The following is a 25,871-nucleotide window of genomic DNA, read 5'->3' as shown; positions in this document are numbered from 1 at the left end:
CGCGGCTGGTCGTGAGTGTTCAGTCGGGTTAGAACCCGACTGAACACTCACGACCCTGGGCCCCAGCGGAGGTCTGGAGTACCGGGCCGGGTGAGTCACCTGTCGGGGGACGGCGAACTGAAGGGGCCCTTCAGCCCACGCCTGTCGGTGGATCCAGGTCGGGCGCGGGAAAGGGCGAAGGCCCGGCGGGGGACGCCGGGCCTTCGCTTTTTTCGCGGGGGTGAGGGCAGTCAACCACGCGAACCTCGGGGCTCACTCGAGCCGCTGGTCAGCACAGGGGCGCGACCGGTTGGTCGGAACCCGTCTGCAGGTACGTGTCCGACACGTAGTTGCCCGGGCCGATCCGGTCCCAGATCGTGCTGGTGCCGAACGTGCCGGTGACGCTGTCGCCCAGGACGTAGCACTCGATGTTCACCTTGGCGTAGTTCGCCGCGATGCCCTTGATCGCGGCCGAGGTGCTCGCGCTCGCCCGGACGTTCATCGGGTCGCCCGCGGTCTTCACCGTGCCCGTCGGGCCGGTGCCGGTCCACAGGTACGTGACGTTCACGTAGCCGTTGTCCGACATGCCGAGGCCGTCCCAGAACACGCCGTCGGCGAGGTCGATGCCCGCCGGGTTCTGGACCGTGCGGCCGGAGTCGTCCTTCTTGCCGTTGTAGCCCTGCAGGTACGCGGCCTGCGCTTCGGGCGTGCCCTGCGGCAGGTCCTTGAACTCCGACCGGACCGACGCCGGGTTCCAGTAGTCGTCGCGCTCGTTCCACGGGCCGATCTCCCACACCGGCGCGTACTCGCACTTGCTGCCGTCGGTGCGGCACACCTTCGCGGTGTAGTTGCCGGTGCCCTTGGGGGACACGGACTTGCCCGACGGGAACGAGACGAAGTGGTCGTGGCTGACGATCTTGTGGCCGTTGGCGGTGGTGCCGCCGACGAGCCCTTCGCGGGTGCCGTAGACCTTGTAGGTCAGCGGCGTCGTCGCGGCCAGCGCGTTGACCTGCGGAGCGCTGTCCGCGCTGAGCGCGACGCCGCGGACCGACGGGCGGACGCCGTCGGTGGTGCTGTGCAGGCTGACGCGCACCTGCACGGAACTGACCGTCGTCTTGAACGTGGTACCCGCGGGCGTCCACTCGGTCCAGTCGTCCGCGCCGGTCCGGCCGCGGACGTCGACCTCGACGCTGGTGCCCTTCGGCGCGTCGGCGGTCAGGTCCGCGCTGACGCGCTTGGCCGGCGTGGCCAGCGCGTGCTCGGCGGTGATGAGGCTGCCTTCGCTGCCGGCCACCACCCGCGTGGTTCTGTGCCACGCGGCGTCGGCCAACGTCAGCGTTCCGCCGGCGGCGGCGACGTTGACGTCATCGGTGTCCACAATGGACAGATCGGCGGTCCAGTTCGCGCCGGTGTCGGTGGCGGCCTCGGCGGGGGCTCCGGCCAGCGCCGTCACCGCCCCGGCGGCCAGAACCGCCGCGGTCACGCGGCCGGCTTTCTTGATCCGGATCATCCCCGGTTCTCCTCTCGCACTCGTTCACTCGAACGTGGCGAAAGACTGGCGGGGCGGCGTACATGATCCGTACAAGCATCAGGCCGAAACGATGTGCGGCGGCTCCTCCACCGAGGTCACGGGCTCCGGCGGCCGTGACGAAAGCTCGCGCCAGATCGCCAGCGCGCGCTCCGAGTAGTCCCGGGACCGTTCCGGCTGCGACAACGCCCGGTGCAGCTCACCGAGCAGCTGCGACACCTCCGCTTCCGACCGCCGGTCACCGTTCCGGCGGTGCACCGAAAGCGAGTTCACCAACAGCAGCTGAGCGTGCGCGAAGTCCCCGCTGTGCAGGCACAGCTCGCCGAGGTTCTGGTTCGCGTACCCGACGCAGTGGTCGTCGCCCAGCTCGGTGAAGATCGCGATCGCCTGGTCGACGTGCTCGCGGGCCGCGGCCAGGTTGCCCTGGTGCTGGAACAGCAACCCCAGCCGCTTGTACGCGTGCGCCTCGCGGTGGCGGTCGCCGATCGCCGCCGACAGCTCCAGCGCGTCGGTGAACCAGCGCTTCGCCGCCGCGTAGCAGCCGCGCGACATCCAGACCGCCCCCGCGCCGAGACGAGCCACCGCTTCGCCGTTCGGGTCGCCTTCCTCCGCGAACAGCTTCAGCGCCTCGTGACAGTGGTCGAGCGCGAGGCCGTCCTCACCGTTGATGCGCAGGATCGTGGCCAGGCCGGTCAGCGCGATCGCCACGCCCTGCGCGTCGCCGACCCGCTCGAACAGCGCCTTCGACTCGGCGAACGCCACCCGCGAACCGGCGTATTCGTCCTGGTAGAGCAGGTACTGGCCGAGGTTGCGCTGCACGATCGCCTCGGCGCGCAGCGAACCCGTCCGGCGGGCCGCCGCCAGGGCGATCGTGTGCGTGCTGTGCCAGTCGTCCTGGTGCCCGCGCAGGTCGAAGTACGGCGTCAACGCCGACGCCAGCTGCCAGGCCAGGTCGTCGAAGCCGTGCTCGGCGGCCAGTGAAACCGCCGCGACGCTCGTGTGCCGCTCGGCGGCGAACCACACCGCGGGGTCGTCCGGCAGCACGTGCGCGGGCACCGCCGGCCGCGGCAGCTCCTCGTCGCAGTACATGCCGAAGAAGTGCAGGGGCATCCGGCGCGCGGCTTCCAACGCGAGCGCCAGGTATCCCTCGAGGACACGCCGAAGCGCCGCACGCGTCTTCGCCGCGTCACTCTGCTCCGCCAGTTCCACCGCGTACACGCGCAAGAGGTCGTGAAGCCGGTAGCGCGGCTGCCCGGCCGAATCGGACCCGACGAGCTCGACGAGGTGGCCGTCGACCAGCACGTCGAGGACGTCCTCCGCCTCACGGCGGCCCAGCACGGCCGCGACCGCCCACGCCGGGAACTGGACCGGCCCGAGCAGCCCGAGCCCGCGGAACGCCGTGGCCGCCGACATCGGCAGCAGGTCGTAGGACAGGGTCACGCTCGCGCGGACGGCGAGGTCGCCGACGCGCAGCTCGTCGAGCCGCCGGCGCTCGTCGCGCAGCCGGTCGGCCAGCAGCCGCAGGGTCCAGCCCGGCCGGTTCGTCAGCTTCGCGCCGGCCACCCGGATCGCCAGCGGCAGGTGCCCGCACTGACGCAGGATCGCCGCGGCGCTCTCCGGTTCGGCGGCCACCCGTTCGGCGCCGACGATGCCCTGCAGCAGCCGCGCGGCATCGGCTTCGGGCAGGAGATCGACGTCGACCGGCGTCGCCCCGGGGAGCCCGGGCAGCCGCAGCCGGCTGGTCACCAGCACCGCGCACGCGCCCGCCCCGGGCAGCAGCGGCCGGACCTGGGCGGCGCTGCCGGCGTCGTCGAGCACGATGCACATCCGGCGCCCGGCCAGCCGCGAGCGCAGCAGCGCCGAGCGTTCGGCCGGTTCCCGCGGCAGGCCGGCGTCCGGGATGCCCAGTGCCCGCAGCAGTTCCGCGAGCACGCCCATCGGCGCCCGCGGCGACGACGACGTGCCGGCCAGGTCGACGTGCAGCTGGCCGTCGGGGAAGCCGTCGCGCACGGCGTGCGCGACCCGGATCGCGACCGCCGACTTCCCGACGCCGGGGGCGCCGGAGAGCACGACCACCGCGGGCGTGCCCGAATCCGCGCGCTCGCGCATCAGCCCGACGACCTCGCGGATGACGTCGTCGCGGCCGGTGAAGTCCGGCAGGTCGAGCGGCAGCTGGCAGACCGGGACGAACTCCGCCGGCCGCCCGGCGGGCACGCTTTCGGTCACGAGCGTCGCGCGCAGCTCCCGCAGCCGGGCGCCCGGTTCGGCGCCGAGCTCCTCGCGCAGCACCCGCTCGGCCGATTCGTACGCCTCGACGGCGTCCGCGGTCCGGCCGGCGGCGCGCAACGCGACGATCAGCTGTGCCCACAGCTCTTCGCGCAGCGGGTGTTCGGTGACCAGGCCGCGGAGTTCGGCGACGGCCTCGCCGCCGCGGCCGAGGTCGATCCGCGCCCGCAGGCGCTGTTCCTGCACCGACAGGCGGAGTTCGGCGAGCCGGGCGACGCTCGCGCCCCAGCTGTGGTCGTGCGGGAGTCCTTCGAGGACTTCGCCGCGCCACAGCGCTTCGGCGCGATCGAGCAGCTTGAGAGCGCTTTCGGCGTCGCCTCGATCGAACGCTTCGCGCGCCTCACCGGCCAAGGCCGTGAACGCGAGGTGGTCCAGTTCTTCCGGCGCCGCGGTCAGCAGGTAGCCGGAGGCCCGGCTGCTGATCCGGTCGCCGAGGCCGGGGTCGATCTCGGCGAAGCGTCTTCGCAGCGAATGGACGTACGTGCGGATGTTCGCCGCGGCCGAGCGCGGCGCCGATTCGGGCCACAGCACCTCGACCAGCACGTCGGCGGACACGACGACGTTCGGCTGCAGCGCCAGCGCGGCCAGCAGCAGCCGGGGCTTCGGCCCGCCGAGCGGGATCACCCGCCCGGAAGCGGTGACCTCCAGCGGACCGAGGACGCGGATGGTAAGCGAGGTGGCCTCAACCTGCCCGATGAGTTCCCCCATAGCCGGATGCTATGGCCGGTCCGACCTCGCGGGCTAGATCCATTCGGAGTGTCTGCGCACGCCGGGGCGCTTTGTACGCGTCGTGTACGAGCCGGGGTCACGCTCCCGCCATGAAGCGTTCGAACCTCCGGCGGATGGCCGGATCAGTGATCGTCCTGGCGGCGGTCGGCGCGCTGGCGGTGGGCGGCGCGATCGAGGCGTCCGCCGCGGCGACCGGCACCGTCAAGACCGCCGGCGACCCGCTCAACGTCCGCCGGGCACCCACCGCGGGAGCCACGGCCGTCAAGACCGTCGCGAACGGCGCGTCGGTCACCATCGACTGCCAGATCACCGGTTCCTCGGTGACCGGGACCTACGGCACGAGCACGTTGTGGGACTACGTGCCCGCGCTCGGCGGGTACATCTCCGACACCTACGTCTACACCGGTTCGGACCAGCGGATCGCGCCCGACTGCGGCGTCGGCTCGGGCAGCGGCCAGTGCGCCGACGCCTGCGCGGGCGAAGGGCAGTACCGCTCGTCCGACTCGCACTTCCTGGTCTACGACACCGACGCCGACGGTTACTCCGCCGTCGTCGCGTACTGGCTCAAGGGCGGCGCCGGGCCGTTCTACGTCTGGAACTCCACCGGCGAGGGCACGAAGGTCGACAAGGCCGTCACGGTCCCGCACGGCGGCTGGGTGTTCTACAAGGTCTGCGTCGCGAACTACACGACCGCCAAACCGGACCTGAAGTCCTGCTCCGACGGCATCACCGACTTCGCGGCCTGACCGCGGCTCCCCTTCCCCGAAAGGCATTTCCGACATGGTTCAGGTCAACCGGCGCAAGGTCCTGCTCGGCGGGCTCGCCGCGGTCACCGCCACCGCGGCGTCGGCGGCGCTGCCGTCCTGGGCGAACGCCCGCACCACGGCGGCCGCCCCCGCCGTCCACGACCCCTTCCAGCTCGGCGTCGCCTCCGGCGATCCGCTTCCCGACAGCGTGGTGCTCTGGACGAGACTCGCGCCGGCGCCGCTCAACGCCGACGGCTACGGCGGCATGCCGGACGCCACCTACGCGGTCGAGTGGGAGATCGCGAACGACGAGGCGTTCAGCTCGGTCGTGCAGAGCGGCTCGGTCGACGCGGTCCGCGCGTCCGCGCACAGCGTCCACATCGAACCGGTGGGCCTGCAGCCGGCGCGCGAGTACTTCTACCGCTTCAAGAGCTCCGGCTACATCTCGCCGGTCGGCCGCACGCGCACCGCGCCCGCCGCCGGGGCCACCGTCAACCAGCTCAAGTACTGCTTCACCTCCTGCCAGCACTGGGAGGAGGGCTACTACCACGCGTACAAGGGCGTCGTGGCCGACGACCCGGACCTGGTGCTGTTCCTCGGCGACTACATCTACGAGAAGAAGTCGGGCCGCGCCGCGGCGGAGCGCAACCCGCGCAGTCTCGCCGTCGCCGACGACGCGACCACCCTCGCGCTCTACCGCGCCCGCCACGGCCAGCACAAGACCGACGCCGACCTGCAGGCCGCGCACGCGATCGCGCCGTGGATCGTCGTCTTCGACGACCACGAGGTGATGAACAACTGGAACGGCACCACCTCGCCCGCGCCCGCCACGCGCAAGGCCGCCGGGTTCCAGGCGTTCTACGAGCACACCCCGATCCGCTCGACCGCGAAGCCGAACGGCTCGTCGATCCAGCTGTACCGGCAGTTCGTCTGGGGCAACCTGGCCCGGTTCCACATGCTCGACACGCGCCAGTACCGCAACGCCCAGGTCGCCGACCCGTCCGGCGACGCCGGCCCGTCCTGCACGGACATGCGCAGCACGTCGCGCAGCATCCTCGGCAGCACGGAGGAAGCCTGGCTGCTCAAGCAATTCGAGTCGCACCCGGCCACCTGGGACTTCCTCGGCCAGCAGGTCTTCTTCGCCACGCGGGACGGCGACGGCAACAAGGCCACCTGCGAAAGCCCCGACTCCTGGCAGGGCTACGAGGCCTCCCGGAACCGGATCCAGCAGGGCTGGGTCGACCGGAAGGTCGCCAACCCGGTCGTGCTCACCGGCGACGTCCACCGGCACTGGGCCGCCGATCTGCGGCTCGACTACTTCGACCACAGCGACCCGCTCATCGGCTCGGAGCTGGTCACGACGTCGGTGACGAGCAACAGCGACACCGCGAGCCCGCCGAGCGCGGCCTGGCTGGCGAACAACCCGCACGTCAAGTACTGCAAGGGCGAGCGCGGCTACGTCCGCGTCACGACCACGCCGGCGCAGATGCGGGCGGACTTCATGACCACCTCCGACACGAGCGTCTACGACCCGGCGAAGGTCGTGATCAAGAACGATGTCAGCTACGTAGTGCAAGCAGGACGGCCTGGCCTGCAGAAGGCCTGACACCGGGGCGCTACGCTGAGTGACGTGACCGAAGAACTGGGCCTGCGGGAGCGCAAGAAGCTCCGCACGCGAGCGGCGATCTCGACGGCGGCCATCGGGCTCTTCACCGAGCGCGGGTTCGACGCCGTCGGGGTCGCCGAGGTGGCGCGGGTGGCCGAGGTGTCCAAGCGGACCCTCTTCGCCTACTTCCCGACGAAGGAGGACCTGGTGCTGCACCGGTTCGCCGACCACGAGACGGACGCGGCGGATGTCGTCCGCGCCCGGCGGCCCGGGCAGGGCGCCCTGTCGGCGCTGCGGGAGGCGTTCCTGCGGGGGCTCGAAGAGCGGTCGCCGGTGACGGGCCTGTGCGACGAGCCCGCGGTGCTCGAGGTGTTCCGGCTGGTCACCGGCACGCCGGCGCTGGTGGCGCGGCTGGCGGAGTTCACGTCCGCGGGGGAGGCGGCGCTGGCCGAGGCGCTCGCCGAGGCCGGTGTCCCGGCCCTCGACGCCGGGCTGGCCGCCGCGCAGATCGCGGCCGTCCGCCGGACGCTGGCCACGGCGAACATGGACGCGGTCGCGGCCGGCGTCACCGCGGCCCGGCGGCACCCGGAGGCCGTCGCGGCGGCCGAACGGGCGTTCCACCTGCTGACGTCCGGCGTAGGGTTCGCTTGAGCCGCCCGGATCATGCCGGATTCATGGTCCGGACCATGACGAACGCACGTTTTCGGCGGGCTCCTCGAAGGTAGACTGCGAAAATCCCGAAAGGACACCGGTGTCCGCCCGGTGTCCCCACCGCTTTCCGTCCACACGAACGCCGGGGGGACCCGCGTCCCACTGGGGGTGGCGCGGGTCCCCCGGGTTACGGTGCCTTCCGGCTTTTCCGGCGATCTTGACACCCCGTTCGCGGGACTCGTAGGCTGAGTGTTCCGCCGTCATGCCGAGCATTTCTCGATTCATGACGAAGGCGGTTCACGGTGAAAAGATTCCTGCTGATCTCCTGCGCGGTCGTGGGACTGGTGGTGGCCGGTTCCGGCGTCGCCACCTCCGCGCCCGGCGGCGTTTACGACGTCAAGGACTACGGCGCCAAGGGAAACGGATCGGCCGACGATTCCGGCGCCATCGACAAGGCGATCGCCGCCGCCAACGCGGCGGGCGGCGGCACCGTCCGTTTCACCTCGGGGAACTACAAGTCGGCCACCACCGTCCACCTGAAGAGCAACGTGACGATCCAGCTCGACGCGGGCGCGACGATCACCGGGTCGAGCGCGGACAGTTACGACAAACCCGAGCCGAACCAGTGGGACGACTACCAGGACTACGGCCACAGCCACTTCCACAACGCGATGTTCTTCGGGGACAAGCTGACGAACATCGGTTTCACCGGCGCCGGCACGATCGACGGCGGCGGCAACCTCATCACCGGCAACCCGAAGTCCGGCGAGGCCGACAAGATCCTCTCGCTCACCCGCTGTGACGGGCTCACGCTGTCCGGGATCAAGCTGCGCCGCGGCGGCCACTTCGCGGCGCTGATCAACGGCTGCAAGAACGTCGTCTCGGACAAGCTGACGATCGACACGGCGAGCGACCGCGACGGCTGGAACATCATCAGCACGACGAACGTCACGATCACGAACGCGACCATCGCGGCGAACGACGACGCGCTCGTGTTCAAGAGCGACTACGCGCTCGGCGCGAAACTGCCGAACGGGAACGTCACGGTGACCGGCGCGAAACTGTCGGCGGTCTGCTGCAACGCGCTGATGTTCGGTTCCGAGACGTGTGGTGACTTCACCGGTTACCAGTTCTCGGACATCACGATCACCGGCGCGCACAAATCGGGCATCGGCATCGTTTCGATGGACGGCGCGAAGATCTCGGACGTGCATTACCGCAACATCACGATGTCCGGCACGTACTCGCCGATCATGATGAAGATCGGCACGCGCAAGCGGTGCGGGAACAAGCCGGGCGTGGGCTCGATCAGCGGGATCACGTTCGACAACGTGACCGGTATGCACACGGGCACGAACTTCAGCCCGACGCTCTGGGGCGCGGACAGCACGCACCGCGTCTCCGACGTCACGTTCACCGGCGTCCACCTGGACGTCCCGGGCGGCAACGGGACGATGGGCACGGGAGTCCCGAGCAACGACGCGACGGACTACAACCCGAAGAGCATCGGCACGCGGCCGTCGTACGGCTGGTACGTGCACTACGCGTCCGGCATCCGGTTCACGGACAGCTCGCTGGAGTTCGCGAAGGACGACGGCCGCCCGGCGAGCATCGTGAACAACAGCTCGGACATCACGTTCGACCACTTCAGGGCGGAGAAGGGCTCGAAGAGCCCGTTCGACGTGGGGTTCCAGACGGTGACGGGCTACTGCGTCAAGGACTCGGCGACCACGTCAGGCTCGCCTCTGCGGCTGAACACCTCAGGTTCGACCTCGAACTGCTGACTCTCGCGAACGAAGGGGCCCCGGCTCGTGAGCCGGGGCCCCTTCTGCGGCGCGCCTCGAAGTCAGTGCGAATACTGCTCGTTCATGATCAGGAACGCCCCCAGGCCGTGGAAGTCGTTCGTCTTGCGGGCCCGGCCGTAGTAGTACGACAGGTCGCCGACGTTCGTTCCCTCGCAAATGTCCTTGATGGTCGTGAGCCCGTCCGAGCCCACCGACACCTTCTTCAGGACGCCGGCGTACCCGCGATCCGCCACCGCCTGGTACGACGCCGGCAGGTAGCCGCGCTCGACGCCCCGGGCCAGGGTGAACGTGTACATCGACGACGCCGACGTCTCCAGCCAGTTCTTCGCGTCGCCGCCGCGGTCGACGACCTGGTACCAGCGGCCGGTCGACGTGTCCTGGTAGCGCTCGTAGCCCGCGGCCAGGAACCGGACCATGTCGATCAACGCCGGCCGGCGCGGGTGGTTCGCCGGGAGCACCTCGAGGAGGTCGATGGCCGCCATGCCGAACCAGCCGATCGCGCGCGCCCAGTGGTACTTCGAGTGGTGCCCGGTGCCGGACTCCCACGACTCGGAGCCATCCTCGTCGTACGCGTGGTACAGCAGGCCCTTCGCCGGCTCGCGCAGGTGGCCGAAGTAGACGGCGAGGTTCTTCGCCGACTCCTCGAAGCAGTAGCCGCCGTCGTCGAACGCCGCCCCGTACAGCGCGAGGAACGGCTGGGCCATGTAGACGCCGTCGCCCCACAGCTGGCCGACCTTGCTCGTCGCGTGGAACATCCCGCCGTCGGACGTGCGCGGGTAGGCCGGGAACCGCTTGCGCAGCTGGTCGGCCGCCGTCTTGTACTTCGTGCGGCCCGTTTCGGCGTACAGCAGCGGCAGCATCTGGCACGAGCGCATCGAGTCGAGGTTGGTGAAGCTGTTCGAGATCCCGCTGTCGGTGATGAAACGGTCGTACCACGCGACGATGAAGTCGAGGTACTTCCGCTCGCCGGTGCGCCTGTAGAAGAGGTACTGGCCGTAGAGGTACAGCCCGAGCGTGTAGCCCCAGCCGCCGATCGTGGCCGGGGAGTAGCGCTTCATCGTCGAGTCGATCACGGCCCGGGACCAGTCCGGCGGTGCCGCCGCCTCGCCGATCGGGAGGGCCGCGCGTGCGACGGGACCCGCCGCGGCGAGGGCGCCCAGCGCGCCCAAGGTGCCGGCCAGGACCGCGCGCCGGGTCGGGCGAAGGGGGTGCTCGGACATTCGACGTCCTTTCGTGCACGGGCCCCGGTGGAGCGGGCCGTTCCGGTGCGGGGCGCCGTGGAAGGACGGTGCCCCGCACCGGAAGAAGGCGGCCGGGATGCCGATCCGCCGTCCGTCGGCATCCCGGCCGGCTCTGGGGGCGCGGCGTGCGGCCCGTGTCGCCGGAGCGGTGGGGAGAGCGAAAGCGTTCTCAGAGAAGAACTTCTACTCGCCTCCGCACCGCCGAGTCAAGAGAGATCGGATCTCTCGTGTCATATATCAGATATCCCACTCGGTTGGCCGCTGTCGCGATGTACCGGCCGCTGGGACTTCGCGAAAAGGTCGGATCTCAGTATTGACCGTGCCCGCAAGCCAGGAGTACACCACCGAGTGGACCAGACCACTTGGAGGTCGCTGATGTCAGCCAAGTTCCTGCGCCGGGCGCTCGCCGCGTGCGCTTCGATGCTGGTGGTGGCCGGGCTTGTCGCCGCGCCGGCGTCGGCCGATCTGCAGAAGCCGTCCCAGCAGTGGCTGCGGGACAGCCAGGCGGGGCTGTTCCTGCACTGGGGCATGCGCACCTCGCCCGGCTACACCAGTTGCGGTGCCTGGGAAAAGGCGATCACCGACGGCGGGTGGAGTCCCGCCTACTGGGTCACCGAGGCCAAGAAGCTGCACGCGTCGTACCTCGTGCTGGCGTCGTTCCACAGCCGGCTGGGCTACTCGCGCGCCTGGCCGTCGAAGATCCCCGGCAGCTGCACCACCCAGCGGGACTTCCTCGGAGAGCTGATCGCCGCGGCGAAACCCCAGGGCCTCAAGGTCATCCTCTACATGACCAACGACGCCCAGTGGCACGACGAGGGCGGTCACGAGTGGCTCGACTCCATCGGCTACTCCAAGTACAAGGGCAAGACCGTGGACCTCGACAGCCAGGACGGCTTCGGCCAGTTCAGCTACGACAACTTCTTCGAGGTCATGAAGAACTACCCCAACCTCGGCGGCTTCTGGATCGACAACGACAACGCCTACTGGGAGTCGCATGACCTCTACCGGCAGATCTACCAGCAGCGGCCGGACTACCTGCTGAGCAACAACAACGAAGACACCCCGATCATGGACACGATCAGCAACGAGCAGAAGACCGGCATGTCGCCCTCGTACGACTACCCGCAGGCGACCTACACGGCGATGCCGCGCCTGACCGAGGCGTGCTTCAAGCTGCCGGACACCGGTTCGTGGTGGTACGGCGGCTCGAACTCGGCGGTGAACAAGGCGCTGAACATCGGACGTCTGGTGACGAACTCGGGCTCGTCGATCAAGTCGCTGATGGCCGAGACGGCAATGGTGAACGGCAGGTTCCCGCCGAACCAGGAAGCGTTCAACAACTTCGCCGACACTTACCTGAGCGCGATCTGGGAATCCCTCGGTGGCACGGAAGGAGCCGGGTACATGTACGGCGGCATGCAGCCGGGCTTCTGGAACGACGGCGCGCACGGCGTCATCACCATCAAGGGTGCGACGCAGTACGTGCACGTCCTGACCAAGCCGTCGGGCAGCACCCTGAAGATCCGCGACAACGGCTACCGCGTCCGCGGCGTCACGAACCTCCGCACCGGGGCGGCGATCGCGTTCACCCAGGGCGGCGGCAGCCTGACGTTGACAGGACTGTCCGGCTGGGACACCTACGACACGGTCTTCAAGGTCGAGACGGCCGGCCGCACCGGCACCTACGACCCAAAAACGGTGACACTCAAGGCAAGTGCGTCCACGAGCGGCCACAGTGGACAGACGGCGAGCGACGGCGACTACCTGACGTACTTCGACAGCAACAAGACTCTCCCGGTCAACCTCGACTACGATCTCGGATCGGCGAAGAAGGTCCAGTACCTCGGCATCAACCAGCGCGAGGACTCGGTCAGCTACGCCCGGTCGGACACCGAACAGTCCGCGCGCATCAAGGCGTACCAGGTGTTCGTGTCGAGCGACGGCAAGAACTGGGGCAGCGCGGTGAAGTCCGGCACCCTCCCGAGCCACCGCGGCGTCCAGTTCGTCGACCTGACCGCGGTGACGGCCAGGTACGTCCGTCTCCGCGTGACAAGCACGTACGCGGCATCGAGCGACAGCACGCGCTACAAGCGGCTCCGGATCGACGAGACCTGGCTGGGCTCGGACTACGCGGTCGCGGACGATGCCTGACCGGTGCGACTACAAGACTCTTTCCAGTGCCTCCGGCCGTGTCGCCCGGGCTATGGCGGCGTCGAGGGTCCGGTGCAGGTCGCCGGAGTCAGGAGTCGCGAAGTAGTGCGGCATGTCGGCGCGGTCGAGTACTGACGCGGCGGGTCCGATGCCGAGCAAGTAGGGAGAGTAGAGGATCAAGCCTTGCGGCCCTGGGTCGGCGCACAGGGCGGCCATGCCGGGGAACTCGGAAGCTTGGTGGACTTCGAAGCGGTCGGTGTCCTGGGCGTGACGCTCCTTGAACCGCGCGAACTTCGTCAGCGACTCCTTCGTCTTGGGCGCCAGCGCTTCGCCGCGCAGCCGGGAGAAGATCGCGGTCGCTTCACCGGCCGGATCGAGCAGGACGCAGCGGTACGTTCCCCCACGCCTGAGGAATCCGAGAACAGCGTCCCGGTAGACGGCGGGCCGGTCGGTCGTGGTCAGGCGGTTTGAGCACGAGTTGAGCGTGGTACCGAGGTCCAGCACCTCTCGAGTCGCGGCGCGAACCAGCTGCGCCTTCTCGTGTTGGCTCGGGCGGCGAGGATAGGCGTGGACGCGTACATCGCCGGACAGCCCGGTGGCGCGCAGCCAAGCTCGCTTGCCGGGTTCCGCGTCGCCGTCGCTCGGCATGAGGTAGATGTCCTGTTCCTCGAACACGCCGACCCATTCGAGCTGGTTGGCGAATGGACCGGCCACCCGGTGTACCGCACCGGATACCGCCAGCCGGTCCGGTGGGACCGCTTCTTCGAGATGTGCCGCGAAGTTGATGTGCGGCGAGTGGATCGAAGCCAGGCGCTCGCTGGGAAGCCGAACGGGCCCCTTGTGCACGGCGAGCCGGAGCCGGAGTTCGCCGGCGAACTCCGCGTCGGCGAGCTCTTCCCTCAGCCGAGGGACGTCCTCGTTCAAGATGGCGTGCCCCACGCTGAGGGCGACATCCCTCGCCACGCTCTCGTTGTCGTCGTGCAGGATGAAGAAGCCGCCGTCGCCGCGCCAGCTCCACAACTCGGCGCGGGCGCAACCCCTGTCTCGTGCTGACTTCTCGACCCTGGCGGTCAGCCGCTCGCGCATCAGGTCGAACGCGTGCGCCGCGCGATCACGGGGGTTGCGACCGACGATGCTCGAATAGCCCGCGGCGTCGAGGAACAGAACGTACACGTCGTCGTAGGTCACGTCGGCCTTGAACGAATCGGCGTTCATGGTCCCCAGCACACCACAGATCCCGCGCGGTGTCTCGCATTCTTTGGATCAGCTCTCGTCGGCCGCCCGGCTCGGGATCACGAAGCTGGGTGGGATGTAGTCGCTCTCCAAGAACTCCAGGACGGTGTGCATCGCCAGGAGGGTCGCGAGGTACTGGTAGGAAGAATCCTTCTCCGCGTTCCCGAAATCGGCGATGCCCCGAGCGATGATCCAATCCATGTCTCGGCAGGCGAAAGCGAAGCCGTACGATTCTTGATCACCGAGGAGAATGTGCTGGTTGACCTCGTGGAGCTTGACCAAGCGCTCACCGTCGCCAAGCAGCTTGTCGCCGGAGGCGACCGCGTCCGACAGCACCGAGATCCGGGGCCGGAAGTCCGATGGCAGGTCCGGCGGCCGGTCCTCGGCCGGCAGCTCGGCAATCGCGGTCGCGAGCCGTTCACGCAGCCGAGGGCCCGCGGGGTCGAACCGCGTGAGCTGCATGTTCATCTGACCGCGGCTGGCGACCGCCGGCCGCGGCTCGAAGCGGTCGGGTGTCAACCGGCCGGGCTCGTACCACCAGACTGTTCGCGGGAGGTAAACGTCGGCCCTCCTAGTGTGCCCGGCCAGGCCGGCGGCCATTCCGACGAGGATCCATACGCTCGCGCGGTAGAAGATGGAAATCTCGTCGACGGCTTGCTGGGCGTGCAGGCTGTACGGCTGGCCGATCGTCGTCACCGCGACAGTCAGGTGACCCGGTGGGTCGGCGAGCCCGGCTGCGGTGAGCGGGATCCGGGTGCGGTAGAAAGGCCTGCCGCTGGGCAGGACATCCGGCGGACCGTCGATCTTCAACGCCGCTCGAGCCGCCTTGAGCTCGATCGGTTGCACGGTGAATATCATGACGTCGACCTCGCGCACCTGCTCGGCCGGAGCCGGACGGCTGCGCCGCGCGGGGCTGCCTGTCATCGGCGGGAGGAACGACTCGACCACGGCGACGTCGAACCCTGCTCTGTCTCGCTCCGACAGAGGTTTCGCCCGGTTCGCGTAGTCGCGCACCATCAAGGTGCGTCGGAACACGTCGTCCTCCCGATTGAGGAAGTGGGCTATCGACGCCATCGATTCCTCGGGGCGTTCGCGGCTCCGGCGTGGTGACGTCGGGCTCGTCACGTCCACACCCGCCGTGGGCTCGGGAGCTCGTAGAGCGCGCGGATCGGCACCTCGTCGAGCTGCTCGGCCGGAACGAAGTTGAAGACTGGGGTATACGCGCGCGGGTGGATGTGGAACGCCTTGAGAATGTGAAGCATTTGCTGCGCGGTCTCGTTCGACGCGTTGATCTCGTCCAGCACTACCACCCGGGCTTGCCGTTGTGACAGGTGATCCAGCTGCCGTCCCCAGCCGGTACCGGCGGCGATCCGCTTCACGCCGGACGGATTGACACCTTCGGCCCTGGTCAGCGCCTCGCGGGGAAGGGGCACGGCGACCATCCGGTCCTCCGCCCACGGCTGCATCCGGCGGACCAGCATCTGGACCGCGGGCTCTTCGGGACACACGATCACGGCGCCCGGCGCCACTTCCTGCATGATCAGCTCCAGCTTGTAGGCCAGGCAATCGCCGAACTTGTCGAAGATCTCCGTGAACGGCGGGAAGTGCCGTAGCCGCTTGGGGACGGGCGGGCCGTAGCTTTCGGCGTCCCAGCCAACGCTCGTGAGGATGTGCCACGCGTCGTACGATCGGAGCTCGGCGAATTCGTCGCGGTACTTGTCGGTGTGGGGAAGCGCCAGCTTGCACTGGTCACAGTGGTCCCGGGCGACGCGCTCGGCGGCGACCTGTTTGATGGCTTGCACCGCTGGGAGGCCGTTCGCCTCGACGTGACAGTCCCGTGACATGAACGCCGCGACCGAATACCGGTGCAGTCGGTATCCCGCCTCTCGCGCCTGCTGGGCGACGGTCGTGTAGGTCGCTCCGGTGTTGATGAAGTCTACGAGGAACATGTAGCTCGTCCCCTCGTTGGCGCGCGGTATCTCCGCTGCGTCCATCGGCCATTTGATCCAGGGAACGGTGAGTCGGCCGGCGGTCGCGGTGACGGCTTGTTCCATCCACGGGTCGGTCCTCGCCGGGACGATGAGAGTCGTCCTCGCGGCGGCTTTGCCGGCGACGCTGGTAATCTTTTCGTGGAGCAGGTCCGCCAGTTCGGCCACGGCGCGCGAACCGTCGAAGAAGAAGTGGCTGCAGTACTGCTCGCTGATGTTGAAGTGCCCGATGCGGCGGATGACTTTGTCCTCGAAGTCCTGCCCGGGGCCCCCGTTGAGCTCACGGTATTTGGCTTGGAAGATCTTTCGCGAAGGAGGTTCGAACTGGCGAGGCGCACCTCGCCGTTCCAGGTCGCCGGCCTTGTTCATCACGATGACCGTGCCGGAATCCGCTGGGAGGTCGATGATGGGATTCCAGAACGGGCTGAACTCCGTGTTGGGGAAGCTGGGTAGCAGTATCACGCTGACCTGCTCTGCTCTCGTGGCAAACTTGGTGGCGCAGGATGCGACCCATTGCAGGAAGTTCTCGCCGAGATCTCCGTACCGGTTCCCCGAGCAATCTATGATCTTGAGCTCTCGATCCGTCTCCGAAGTGGTGAAGCCGAGGATCTCGGTCGAGGGGAGAACCGAGTTCTGGATGTCGTCGGCCGGGACGTATCGTGTGAATTGTGCGGCTCGGCGCATCGTAACCGTTTTGACCAGCCGCTTCGCCAGCCACTCGTGGAACTTACGGCGTTTTTCGTCGACCGGTTCGGACACCAGGGTGCCGACTCGCACCACTTCCGTTTCGACTTGCCAGGGACCTCGCGGGCTACTGGGCATGGCGCATGGGAAGGCGCACTGTCAGCAGGTTCCCGTGGAGGGGACGACCGGTGAGCCGGGCGAGGTGAGCCCGGTATCGGTGGGTTCCGCGTTGCCGACGGAGGCGGTTGCCGACCAGATTGAGTTGCTGGCGCCCGGTGCGGATCTCAAGGGAACCCCCGAACAGGTCGACGACGCACCGGTACAACGCGTGCAGACCGTAGCCCTGCGGGAACACCCGACGGTGGGGTGTCGCTTCTGCAGGACGATGAGATATCCCGGGGAAGATCGCAGCCAACAGAAGTTCCTCGTCCGTCGACGTATCGTCGGGCGTCCAGTTCGCGGCGTACTTCGCCGAACGTGGCTGCCAGCCCGAGGATTCGACGGCGAAGGTGTCGTCGACGACCGCGTCCGCGACGCGCAGGGACCGTTGGGCGGACAAGCCGGTGCGAAGTGCCCGGATCATGCAGTCGCCGTTGTCCCACACTGAGATGGTGAGCTCTGCTCGGCCGGATCCGGTGGGTGTCACCCAGGAGCTGATCGTGACCACGTCACCGCCTGGGTGCAGGATCGCGTTCGTCAGCAGTTCGTGGATCACGACGCGGGCGATCTCGGCCCCGTCGTGCGCGAGCGCGGAGTCGAGGAAGCTGAGCACGAGCGGGCCGCGCCACCGCGACCGCTCGGTGGCGACGACCGAGGCGATCTGCGGCTCGGCTTGGAACGAGTAGGTCACGAAACCAAAAAAGCGCTCGTCGCGGAGCCGCTGGTAGGCAGTGCTCGAAGGCTGGCTGGGAGAGGGACGCAAAAGCCGTACCCGGTCTTGGATCGGCAGGACGTCGGCGCCCCAAATGAGTGATCGGAACTGTGGACGCGACACCATTGCGGCCGCGGAGGGAAAAGCGGATTCCAGGAGCAGTTCGGTCACCGCGGGATCCCGAGGCATCGAGATCCGGGTTTCGTGGCCGGTCGCGCTGCGTTCGTTGAGCACGGAAAGCAGGGTCGTCAGCCCGGCCATGTCGACCCGGGTGACATCGGCCAGGTCGAGATCCAGGGGTGTCTGCCAGTTGGTGTCGCTCAGCTGGGAAACCTGTGCGGCGGCGGCCATGGTGGTGATCGTTCCGGGAAGCAGCACCCGAAGCCACTCGCTTGAACTGGCTTCGACCGACATCGGCGTGCCCCCTCGGCTGCGACGACTGGTTCCGGAGTATTGAATACTTCCCGGAGTCAAAGCTGGAGACAATCGACTAGATGAGTGATGCTAATTGATCTGGGCGATTATGGACTCAAATTGTCCAGAATCTGTCAAGTCGAATCCGGTTTGGTGGAAGTGTCAAAGATTCACGTGACTCGGCGCGACGGCGGCGGGCTGAGCGAGGAGGTCCAGGGTCAGCGCCGCGGTCCAGCCGAACGACCGGGCACCGTGCCCGGCGCCGGTCAGCGGGTCGACGTACTCCGCGAAGTCCGTCCGCGCGGCCGTCGAGACGAGGTCGTCACGCAAGTGGTCGGCCAGCGCGTGCTCGCCGTGGCGCAGCAGTCCCTGGCGGACCAGCCAGCCCACGTTGGCCCACGACGGGCCGCGCCAGTAGCGGCCCGGGTCGAAGTCCGGCGCGGTCAGGTCGTGGCTCGGGACGCCGTGCCCGCGCCCGAGCCGGAACCGCGGCCCGGTGGCCGTCGCCAGCAGGGCCGGGGCGACGGCCAGGTCCGGCAGCAGCAGTGGCAGCAGGCCCGCGCACGTGTGTGCGCGGGTCAGCGAGCCGGTCCGGACGTCGCGGGCGAAGAAGAAGTCGTTGTCCCACGACGTTTCCTGCATCGCCTTCGCGACGCGCGCCGCGGACTCGCGGTGGGTGGCGGCGGCCGCGGGCAGGCCCAGCGCGTCGGCGATCTCGGCCAGTGCCAGTTCGGCGTCGGCCAGGATCGCGTTGAAGCCGGGATCCTCCACGACGAAGTCGCCGAAGCCCTGGTAGCCCCGGTCGCGGTAGTCCGCGGCGAGCCGGACGTACCGGCCGTAGTCCTCGTCGCTCGGCCGGTCGGCGGCGTCACCGTGCTGCAGGTCGCGGCGGACGAACCCGGCCGACGGCGTGACGCGGGCGAGCGGGCCGTCCCAGGCCGGGCTGTTGTCCATCCCGGATTCCCACGGGTGCACGATCGCCGCGAGCCCGCGCCCGCCTGCGTCCCGTGACACCCGCAGGTACTCGTGCCAGGCCCGCAGCTTCGGGTACAGCGTGGCGAGGAACGTGCGATCGGGCTCGGTCTCGTGGACCGCCAGCACCGCCCGCGCGTGCACCGGCGGCTGGACCAGCCCGGACGTCCGCCGCGCGCGCCAGAAGTCCGGGCCCGGGAAATACGCCTCGGGCGGGGTGTCGGGGTTGAAGAGGATGTGCGGGACGCGGCCGTCGCGCCACTGCGCGGAGAACAGCGTCAGCAGTTCGCGACGCGCTCGCGCGGGGGACAGGTGCCGCAGGCCGAGGGCGATGAACGCCGAATCCCAGCTCCACTGGTGCGGGTAGAGCGAGCGAGACGGCACGGTCGACGAGCCGAGCCAGTTGCCGTCCAGGACAGCCGCAGCACGTCCCCATGTTACGTCCATGTGTCCAATCTATCTCCGACTTGTGTATTGTCAATGGACAAAAGTCCGAGGGAGGGCGATGACGACCAGTGCCGGCGAGCTGTTGCAGCTGGTCAGGACCGGGCAGGCGACCACGCGCAAAGCCCTGCTCACGCGCAGCGGGCTGTCTCGTACGACGCTCACCGCGCGGCTGGACCGGCTCCAGGTGGCAGGCCTGCTGGCCGAGGGTGGTCAGGAGGATTCGACCGGCGGCCGCCCGGCCCGGCAGCTGCGGTTCGACGAGCGGCACGCCGTCGTCCTCGCCGCGAGCGTCGACACGATGCACGCCGAGGCCGCGCTCACCGACCTGGCGGGGCGCCGGCTGGCCCACCGCGCGGGCGACTTGCGCGTCGCCGACGGGCCGGAGCCGGTGCTCGGCCGGATCGCGGAGTGGTTCGGGGAGATGCTGGCCGGGGTGGACCGGCCGGTGTGCGGGGTGGGGATTTCCGTGCCGGGCCCGGTGGAGCCCGGGCGCGGCCGCGTCACGCAGCCGCCGATCATGCCCGGCTGGGACGGCTACCCGATCGACGCCCACCTCGAGGCCCGCTTCGGCGCCCCGGTGCTGGTCGACAACGACGCGAACCTGATGGCGCTGGGCGAGCACCGCGCCCGGTACCCGAGCACGGCCGCGCTGGTCGTGGTCAAGGCGTCCACCGGGATCGGCGCCGGGATGGTGATCGGCGGCGAGGTGTACCGCGGCATCGACGGCGGCGCGGGCGACATCGGGCACGTCCGGCTGCCGGGGCACCCCGACGCGCGCTGCCTGTGCGGCTCGCTCGGCTGCCTGGCGGCGGTCGCCGGCGGCGGCGCGCTGGCCGCCCGGCTGACGGAGCTGGGCCTGCCGACGACGTCGGGTTCGGGCGTCCGGGAGCGGATCCTGGCGGGCGAACCGGCGGCGGTGCGGCTCGCCGAGGAGGCCGGCCGCGAGGTGGGGGAGGTGCTCGCGACGCTGGTCTGCGTGGTCAACCCGGGCGTGCTGGTGATCGCCGGCGACCTCGCCGAGCCGCATTTCGTGGCCGGCGTCCGCGAAGTGCTCTACCGCCGCGCACTACCCCGATCGACGCGGAACCTGCGCGTCGAAATCGGCGGCCGCGGCGAAGCGCTCGCCGGGGCGGTGGCGATGGTCGTCGAGGCCGAGTTCGCGCCCGCGGCGGTGGACCGGCGGCTCGAAGCGCGCGCTTGACGGCCGAACTGCCGTCACCGGCGGACTGTCCCGAGTGGACGGAGCAACCGACTTTCGTAGGTGGTGGCCGCCCAGTCCTCGTGTTCCGCAATACGGGCACGAATCGGACTTACCTCTCATCGAGCATTAATCCTCGCGTAATCCGAGTGACAAATCGGATTTCCGTACCACGCGCCGGGACCCGTGAATTCGCGACCAGATAACGGTTCCGCAAGTACTTCCCCGCGAGCGGAACACCGATCTAGTCTCGTCCGGTGTTCCAGGCCCATTTCCTGGGGGCCGCTTTCGAAGAGGGAGATTTCTGTGCGAAGAAGCTCCACCCTGCTCCTTTCGCTCGCGGTGGTGGGCGGCCTGACCGGCGCCCTGCCGGCGACGGCGTCCGCGCAGGGGCGTCAGGACATTCCGCAGTCGCACCCGTTGTGGGCGAACGCGCAGGCGAAGGTCGCCGACACGGCGCCCGCGTCCAAGCTGAGCTTCCGGGTCTACCTGAACCAGCGCGACAACGCCGGCGCCGAGGCGCTGGCGCAGGCCGTGTCCGACCCGGACAGCAAGACCTACCGGCAGTACCTCAGCCCCGACCAGGTGCGGGACCGGTTCGCCGCCAGCGACGCGACGGTGAACGCCGTCAAGTCGTGGCTGACCGGCAGCGGGTTCAGCATCGGTGACGTCCCGTCGAACCGCGCCTACGTCGAGGCCACCGGCACCGCCGGCCAGACGCAGAACGCGTTCGGCGTCAAGCTGGGCAAGTACAAGGTCAAGGGCCAGACCCTCCGCGCCGCCGACAAGAACCTGTCGGTGCCCGCGAACCTGGCGGCCGACGTCCTCGGTGTCGTCGGCGTCGACCAGGCGACCAACCTGTTCAAGCCGGACCACGCCACCGGTTCCGGGACGCCGTCCGACGTCGCGCCCGGCCCCGGCTTCCGCAACGCGCGGCCGTGCAGCGCCTACTACGGCGAGAAGGTCGACACCACCGACCCCGCCTACAACGGCCAGCACCTGCCGTACGCCCCGTGCGGCTACACCCCGGCGCAGCTGCGGTCGGCCTACGGCGTCGACAAGGTCGGCGCGGACGGCAAGGGCACCACGATCGCCATCGTGGACGCGTTCGCCTCGCCGACGATCTACGCCGACGCGAGCACCTACGCGAAGAAGAACGACCCGCAGCACCCGCTGAAGCAGAGCCAGTTCAAGCAGCACGTCTTCCCGGCGAACCCGGTCCTCGAGCCGCCGGACCAGTGTGACGCGGCGGGCTGGTACGGCGAGGAGACCCTCGACGTCGAGGCCGCCCACGGTCTCGCGCCGGGCGCCGACATCCTGTACGTCGGCGGGGAGTCCTGCGAGGACAACGCCCTCGACGTGGCGCTGAACTACGTGATCGCCGGTCACAAGGCCGACATCGTGTCGAACTCCTACGGCGACACCGGCGAGGACATCCCGGCCGACGAGGTCAAGGTGTTCAACCAGATCTCGCTGCAGGCGGTGCTCGAGGGCATCGGCGTCTACTTCTCCTCGGGTGACAACGGTGACGAGGTCGCGCGCCTCGGCACGCCGTCGCCGGACTTCTCCGCCTCGGCGCCGTGGATCACCGCGGTCGGCGGCACGTCCATCGCGATCGGCAAGGACGGCAAGCGGATCTTCGAGACCGGCTGGGAGACCAGCAAGTCGACGCTGACCAACGGCGTCTACGGCCCGGCGGCCTACACCAGCGGTTCCGGTGGCGGCACGAGCCGCCTGTTCGCGCAGCCCTTCTACCAGAAGGGCGTCGTGCCGGACGCGCTGGCGAAGAAGAACCAGACGGGGAACAACAAGGGCCGCGTGGTGCCGGACATCTCGGCGATCGGTGACCCGAACACCGGCTTCCTGGTCGGCCAGACGCAGACCTTCCCGGACGGCGCCTACTACGACCAGTACCGGATCGGCGGCACGAGCCTCGCGTCGCCGGTGTTCGCCGGCATCATGGCGGTGGCCGACAGCTTCGACCACTTCCACCACGGCTTCATCAACCCCGTGATCTACAAGCTGACCTCCCGCACCCCGGCGATCAGCGACGTGAAGCACGTGGACGCCGCCGTGGAGCGCGTCGACTACGCGAACTCGGTCGACGCTTCGGACGGCCTGCTCACCTCGGTGCGCACGCTCGACTACCAGGGTCTGACCATCCACACGACCCCGGGCTACGACGACGTGACGGGTCTCGGCACGCCCAACGGGCTGCTGTTCCTGTTGCTCGTCTAGCAGCAAGGTCCGTGAAGGCCTCCTTACCGGCTTCGTCGGCCGGTAAGGAGGCCTTCACGGCTTTCCGGGGGTCTCGGCGAGCGGGATGACCGCGCGGACCGTCGTCCCGCCGGCGTCACTGCGGACCTCGAGCTCGCCGCCGAGGGCCTGGACGCGGTCGCGGAGCCCGGCCAGGCCCGTGCCGCCCTCGACGTCGGCGCCACCGACGCCCGGGTCGGTCACCTCGACCCGCAGCTCCGTCCCCTCGACCGCGATCCGCACGTCCACGTGGTCCGCCTCCGCGTGCTTCAACGCGTTCGTCAGCGCCTCGGACGCCACGAAGTACGCCGTCGCCTCGACGGCCGCGTCCAGCCGGGGCACCGTGCCCACCGCGAGCGCCACTTCCATCGGGATCCGGTCGGCCAGCGAGCGCACCGCCGGGACCAGGCCCGCTTCGGTGAGGATCGCCGGGCGGATGCCGCGGGCCAGTTCGCGCAGCTCGGTGATCGCGGTCTGCAGCTCGTCGACCGTGCCGGACAGCAGCGCCCGGACCTCCGCCGGCAGCGCGGCGCCGTACCGCCGGCCCGCCATCCGCAGCAGCAGCACCACGCTGACCAGCCGCTGCTGAGCGCCGTCGTGCAGGTCGCGCTCCAGGCGGCGGCGCTCCTCGTCGCCCGCCGCGACGAGCCGGGCCCGCGACGCCCGCACCTCGGCCAGCCGCTGCTCCAGCTCCGCCGTCAGCCGCTGGTTGTCCAGCACCAGCCCGGCCGCCGCGTTCAGCGCGTCGATCGACCGGCTGTCCTTCCACACCTCGTCGTCCTGCACCAGCGCCGCCAGCCCGGTGCCGTCGCGCTCCAGCAGCAGCCGGATCATCTCCGCGTTGCCGACGTGGGCCCGCAGCACGCCGGCCAGGAACGCCAGCGGCCACAGGCAGAACAGGACCCGGTACACCTGCAGCAGCGGTTCCGACAGCGGGTGGCCGTCGCCGAGCGCGGTGCCGGCCCCCGACGCGAGCGCGCCGGACAGCGCGATGACGAGCACCGGCGACAGCAGCCGCCGCTGCGGCGCCCCTCCGGTCAGCCACCGGTGGAGCAGCACGGCGATCACCCCGGCGCCGATCGCCGTGGCCGCGAGCTCCAGCACGCGGGCGGAAACCGCCGGCAGGCCACGCGGGTCGTCGCGGGCCAGGAGTCCGAGCAACCCCAAGCCGAACGCCACCAGGTAGGACGCGGCGACGAGCAGCCGTTCCGACCGCGACCGGAGCTTCCCGTGGGGGAAGGCGAGCACGAGGTGCGCGATCACCGGGCCGGCCGCGGCGCGCAGCGGCACGGCGATCGCGTGCAGCACCGGGTCCCGAGCGAACTGCAGGTCTTCGAGGAAGACCGCGACGCCGGCGAGCGCGATGAGCACGCCGATCGGGTTCGCCGGGCGCCGCACGTGCGCGACCGCGCCGGCGAGCAGGAACAGGAACCCCGTCGCGGTGCTGAGCGCCGTGTCGAGCGCGGAGTGGGACCCGTCGGCCGCCTTGAGGGTCGACGTCGTGACGCCGAGCGCGAAACCGGCGGCCAGCAGGCCGGTCATCGCGAGCGTCCGCGGATGCTGGACCACGCAACCCTCCCGGTGGCCTCGCCGGGCAATCCTGGCGGGTGAGCAACGCGGTCCGGCAACGGCCAACCGTGATTCGCCCGTTCGGGCCGTCGCGTTACACCACGCGGGCGCGCTTTAGGGTGATCAGGACAGGAGGCAGCACATGAACGGACTGGGTGCGGAGGTCTTCGGCGGGCGCATGCCCACCGGCGGTCGTGACCTGGCGATCGAAACCCACGGCATCGCGCCGGTGCCGGAGGGCAACCGGTTCGGGCGGCCGTGGCGCCTGTTCAGCGTGTGGTTCGCGCCGAACCTGACCATGACGGCGGTGTTCACCGGCACGCTCGCCGCGGCGTACGGCCTCGGGTTCTGGACGGGCCTGGCCGCGATGCTCGCCGGCACCGTGCTCGGGTCGCTGCCGGTGGCGTACCTGTCCACCTGGGGACCGCGCACCGGCACCGGCCAGCTGCCGCTCGCCCGGCTGCCCTTCGGCGGCGGCGTCGTGCTGCCGGGGCTCGTCCAGTGGCTCGGCTCGATCGCCTGGGACGCGCTGGTCGGCCTGTTCGGCGGCGAGGCGCTGGCCGAGCTGACCGGGCTGCCGTTCTGGGCCGCGGTGCTGATCGTGCTGGTGCTGCAGTGCGCGCTCGGCGTCTTCGGGTACGCCCTGATCCACCGCGTCCAGGCGGTGATGAGCGTGCTGCTGGTGCTCGCGTTCGCCGCGCTCGCCGTGAAGGTCCTTTCCGGACACCCGATCGCGACCGCCGACACGGCCTCGGGCGCCGACCTGGCGGGCAGTGTCGTGCTGTTCACGACGATCACGCTGTCCTTGGCGATCTCCTGGGCGCCCTACGCCTCGGACTTCAGCCGCTACCTGCCGGCCGCGACGTCGTCGCGCTCGGTGTTCTGGGCGACGCTGCTCGGCCTGACGGCGTCGTACGCGATCGGCGAAGGCCTCGGGCTCGCGTTGGGTTCGTCGCTGGGTGACCAGACGGCGCCCGGGGTCGCCGCCTTGCTCGGCGGCGGATTCCTGGGCGCGCTCGCGCTGGCGGTGATCGCGCTCGCGGCGGTGTCGTCGAACGCGATGAACGACTACAGCGGCTCGCTGGCCCTGCAGACCGTCGGGGTCCGGCTGCGGCGCCCGGTGTCGGCGGTGGTCGTCACGGTGCTCGCGTTCGCGCTGATCCTCTGGATGCACAGCGGCGACCTGGCGGCCAAGTTCCAGAACGTGCTGCTGTTCGTCAGCTACTGGATCCCGCCGTTCCTCGGCGTCGTCATCCCGGACTGGCTCGCGCGGACCCGCCGCGGCCGGCGCGTCGACGTCCTGGCGGCCGTTTCCGTGCGTCCCTGGGCCGCGCTCGTGGCGTTCGTCGTGGGGTTCGGGGCGGCGGTGCCGTTCATGAACACGTCCCTCTACACCGGACCGGTCGCGTCGGCGCTGCACGGCGCGGATCTCGCGTACTACGTCGGGCTGGTCGTTTCGCTGGCAGCGTACTTCCTGCTGCGCGGCCGGGCTTCGGTTGACATCGAGTAATGTAGAG

General features: G+C 69.7%; 17 protein-coding genes. 8 read left to right on the top strand and 9 right to left on the bottom strand.

The window, feature by feature from the left end; genetic code table 11:
- Positions 1-268: 268 nt before the first annotated feature.
- Together AB0M83_RS06740 and AB0M83_RS06735 are read right to left on the bottom strand one after the other, a co-directional pair.
- Positions 269-1,489: a hypothetical protein gene (locus AB0M83_RS06740; RefSeq protein WP_364513468.1), complete on the bottom strand. Its 1,221-nt coding sequence runs from the start codon at positions 1,487-1,489 to the stop codon at positions 269-271.
- Between the two features lie 78 nt (positions 1,490-1,567).
- Complete coding sequence (locus tag AB0M83_RS06735) at positions 1,568-4,501, bottom strand: BTAD domain-containing putative transcriptional regulator (protein ID WP_364513466.1); 2,934 nt, start codon at positions 4,499-4,501, stop codon at positions 1,568-1,570.
- Between the two features lie 110 nt (positions 4,502-4,611).
- On the opposite strand from AB0M83_RS06735, the gene AB0M83_RS06730 reads away from it, so the two are divergent.
- From AB0M83_RS06730 to AB0M83_RS06715, 4 genes are all read left to right on the top strand, one after another.
- Positions 4,612-5,268, top strand: a complete 657-nt coding sequence (locus AB0M83_RS06730; protein ID WP_364513465.1) for a hypothetical protein — start codon at positions 4,612-4,614, stop codon at positions 5,266-5,268.
- A gap of 34 nt (positions 5,269-5,302) precedes the next feature.
- A complete protein-coding gene (locus AB0M83_RS06725) occupies positions 5,303-6,874 on the top strand; it encodes an alkaline phosphatase D family protein (RefSeq protein WP_364513462.1) in 1,572 nt (523 codons plus the stop codon).
- A gap of 24 nt (positions 6,875-6,898) precedes the next feature.
- A complete protein-coding gene (locus AB0M83_RS06720; protein ID WP_364513460.1) occupies positions 6,899-7,525 on the top strand; it encodes a TetR family transcriptional regulator in 627 nt (208 codons plus the stop codon).
- Positions 7,526-7,827: 302 nt separating this feature from the next.
- Positions 7,828-9,309, top strand: coding sequence for a glycosyl hydrolase family 28 protein (locus AB0M83_RS06715; RefSeq protein ID WP_364513458.1), 1,482 nt, complete (start codon positions 7,828-7,830; stop codon positions 9,307-9,309).
- A gap of 62 nt (positions 9,310-9,371) precedes the next feature.
- Here the strand turns inward: AB0M83_RS06715 and AB0M83_RS06710 are convergent, their stop codons facing one another.
- A complete protein-coding gene (locus AB0M83_RS06710; protein ID WP_364513455.1) occupies positions 9,372-10,550 on the bottom strand; it encodes a glycoside hydrolase family 88 protein in 1,179 nt (392 codons plus the stop codon).
- A gap of 396 nt (positions 10,551-10,946) precedes the next feature.
- Here AB0M83_RS06710 and AB0M83_RS06705 point away from each other — a divergent pair, with 396 nt between their 5' ends.
- Positions 10,947-12,722 carry a discoidin domain-containing protein gene (locus tag AB0M83_RS06705; RefSeq protein WP_364513453.1) on the top strand — a complete coding sequence of 592 codons (1,776 nt, stop codon included), beginning with the start codon at positions 10,947-10,949 and terminating at the stop codon, positions 12,720-12,722.
- Between the two features lie 9 nt (positions 12,723-12,731).
- Here the strand turns inward: AB0M83_RS06705 and AB0M83_RS06700 are convergent, their stop codons facing one another.
- From AB0M83_RS06700 to AB0M83_RS06680, 5 genes are all read right to left on the bottom strand, one after another.
- Positions 12,732-13,937 (bottom strand): hypothetical protein, encoded by a 1,206-nt coding sequence (locus AB0M83_RS06700; protein WP_364513450.1) that lies wholly within the window; start codon positions 13,935-13,937, stop codon positions 12,732-12,734.
- Positions 13,938-13,985: 48 nt separating this feature from the next.
- Positions 13,986-15,080 (bottom strand): hypothetical protein, encoded by a 1,095-nt coding sequence (locus tag AB0M83_RS06695; protein WP_364513447.1) that lies wholly within the window; start codon positions 15,078-15,080, stop codon positions 13,986-13,988.
- A complete protein-coding gene (locus AB0M83_RS06690; RefSeq protein ID WP_364513444.1) occupies positions 15,077-16,720 on the bottom strand; it encodes a hypothetical protein in 1,644 nt (547 codons plus the stop codon). The genes AB0M83_RS06695 and AB0M83_RS06690 overlap by 4 nt, the downstream gene beginning before the upstream one ends.
- Positions 16,721-16,754: 34 nt before the next feature.
- The gene (locus tag AB0M83_RS06685; protein ID WP_364513441.1) at positions 16,755-17,912 is read right to left on the bottom strand and encodes a hypothetical protein; all 1,158 of its coding nucleotides are present in this window, start codon (positions 17,910-17,912) and stop codon (positions 16,755-16,757) included.
- Between the two features lie 162 nt (positions 17,913-18,074).
- Positions 18,075-19,331 (bottom strand): trehalase family glycosidase, encoded by a 1,257-nt coding sequence (locus tag AB0M83_RS06680; RefSeq protein ID WP_364513438.1) that lies wholly within the window; start codon positions 19,329-19,331, stop codon positions 18,075-18,077.
- A 58-nt stretch (positions 19,332-19,389) separates the two neighbouring features.
- On the opposite strand from AB0M83_RS06680, the gene AB0M83_RS06675 reads away from it, so the two are divergent.
- Both AB0M83_RS06675 and AB0M83_RS06670 read left to right on the top strand, forming a co-directional pair.
- Positions 19,390-20,532, top strand: coding sequence for an ROK family protein (locus AB0M83_RS06675; protein WP_364513435.1), 1,143 nt, complete (start codon positions 19,390-19,392; stop codon positions 20,530-20,532).
- 303 nt (positions 20,533-20,835) lie between these two features.
- A complete protein-coding gene (locus AB0M83_RS06670) occupies positions 20,836-22,767 on the top strand; it encodes a S53 family peptidase (protein ID WP_364513433.1) in 1,932 nt (643 codons plus the stop codon).
- 54 nt (positions 22,768-22,821) lie between these two features.
- Here the strand turns inward: AB0M83_RS06670 and AB0M83_RS06665 are convergent, their stop codons facing one another.
- The gene (locus AB0M83_RS06665) at positions 22,822-24,327 is read right to left on the bottom strand and encodes a sensor histidine kinase (RefSeq protein WP_364513489.1); all 1,506 of its coding nucleotides are present in this window, start codon (positions 24,325-24,327) and stop codon (positions 22,822-22,824) included.
- Positions 24,328-24,496: 169 nt separating this feature from the next.
- On the opposite strand from AB0M83_RS06665, the gene AB0M83_RS06660 reads away from it, so the two are divergent.
- Positions 24,497-25,864 carry a cytosine permease gene (locus tag AB0M83_RS06660; RefSeq protein WP_364513430.1) on the top strand — a complete coding sequence of 456 codons (1,368 nt, stop codon included), beginning with the start codon at positions 24,497-24,499 and terminating at the stop codon, positions 25,862-25,864.
- The last annotated feature ends 7 nt before the right edge of the window (positions 25,865-25,871 follow it).

This window comes from Amycolatopsis sp. NPDC051106, assembly GCF_040682775.1.
Lineage (GTDB): Bacteria > Actinomycetota > Actinomycetes > Mycobacteriales > Pseudonocardiaceae > Amycolatopsis.
The sequence above is the reverse complement of the archived record's forward strand: the minus strand, read 5'-3'. Positions and strand labels throughout refer to the sequence as shown.

Coding starts and splice junctions, on each gene's coding strand:
- AB0M83_RS06680 (WP_364513438.1), bottom strand. CDS start 19,331: ATGGACGTAACATGGGGACGTGCTGCGGCTGTCCTGGACGGCAACTGG.
- AB0M83_RS06660 (WP_364513430.1), top strand. CDS start 24,497: ATGAACGGACTGGGTGCGGAGGTCTTCGGCGGGCGCATGCCCACCGGC.
- AB0M83_RS06665 (WP_364513489.1), bottom strand. CDS start 24,327: ATGACCGGCCTGCTGGCCGCCGGTTTCGCGCTCGGCGTCACGACGTCG.
- AB0M83_RS06675 (WP_364513435.1), top strand. CDS start 19,390: ATGACGACCAGTGCCGGCGAGCTGTTGCAGCTGGTCAGGACCGGGCAG.
- AB0M83_RS06685 (WP_364513441.1), bottom strand. CDS start 17,912: ATGTCGGTCGAAGCCAGTTCAAGCGAGTGGCTTCGGGTGCTGCTTCCC.
- AB0M83_RS06705 (WP_364513453.1), top strand. CDS start 10,947: ATGTCAGCCAAGTTCCTGCGCCGGGCGCTCGCCGCGTGCGCTTCGATG.
- AB0M83_RS06735 (WP_364513466.1), bottom strand. CDS start 4,501: ATGGGGGAACTCATCGGGCAGGTTGAGGCCACCTCGCTTACCATCCGC.
- AB0M83_RS06700 (WP_364513450.1), bottom strand. CDS start 13,937: ATGAACGCCGATTCGTTCAAGGCCGACGTGACCTACGACGACGTGTAC.
- AB0M83_RS06740 (WP_364513468.1), bottom strand. CDS start 1,489: ATGATCCGGATCAAGAAAGCCGGCCGCGTGACCGCGGCGGTTCTGGCC.
- AB0M83_RS06730 (WP_364513465.1), top strand. CDS start 4,612: ATGAAGCGTTCGAACCTCCGGCGGATGGCCGGATCAGTGATCGTCCTG.
- AB0M83_RS06725 (WP_364513462.1), top strand. CDS start 5,303: ATGGTTCAGGTCAACCGGCGCAAGGTCCTGCTCGGCGGGCTCGCCGCG.
- AB0M83_RS06710 (WP_364513455.1), bottom strand. CDS start 10,550: ATGTCCGAGCACCCCCTTCGCCCGACCCGGCGCGCGGTCCTGGCCGGC.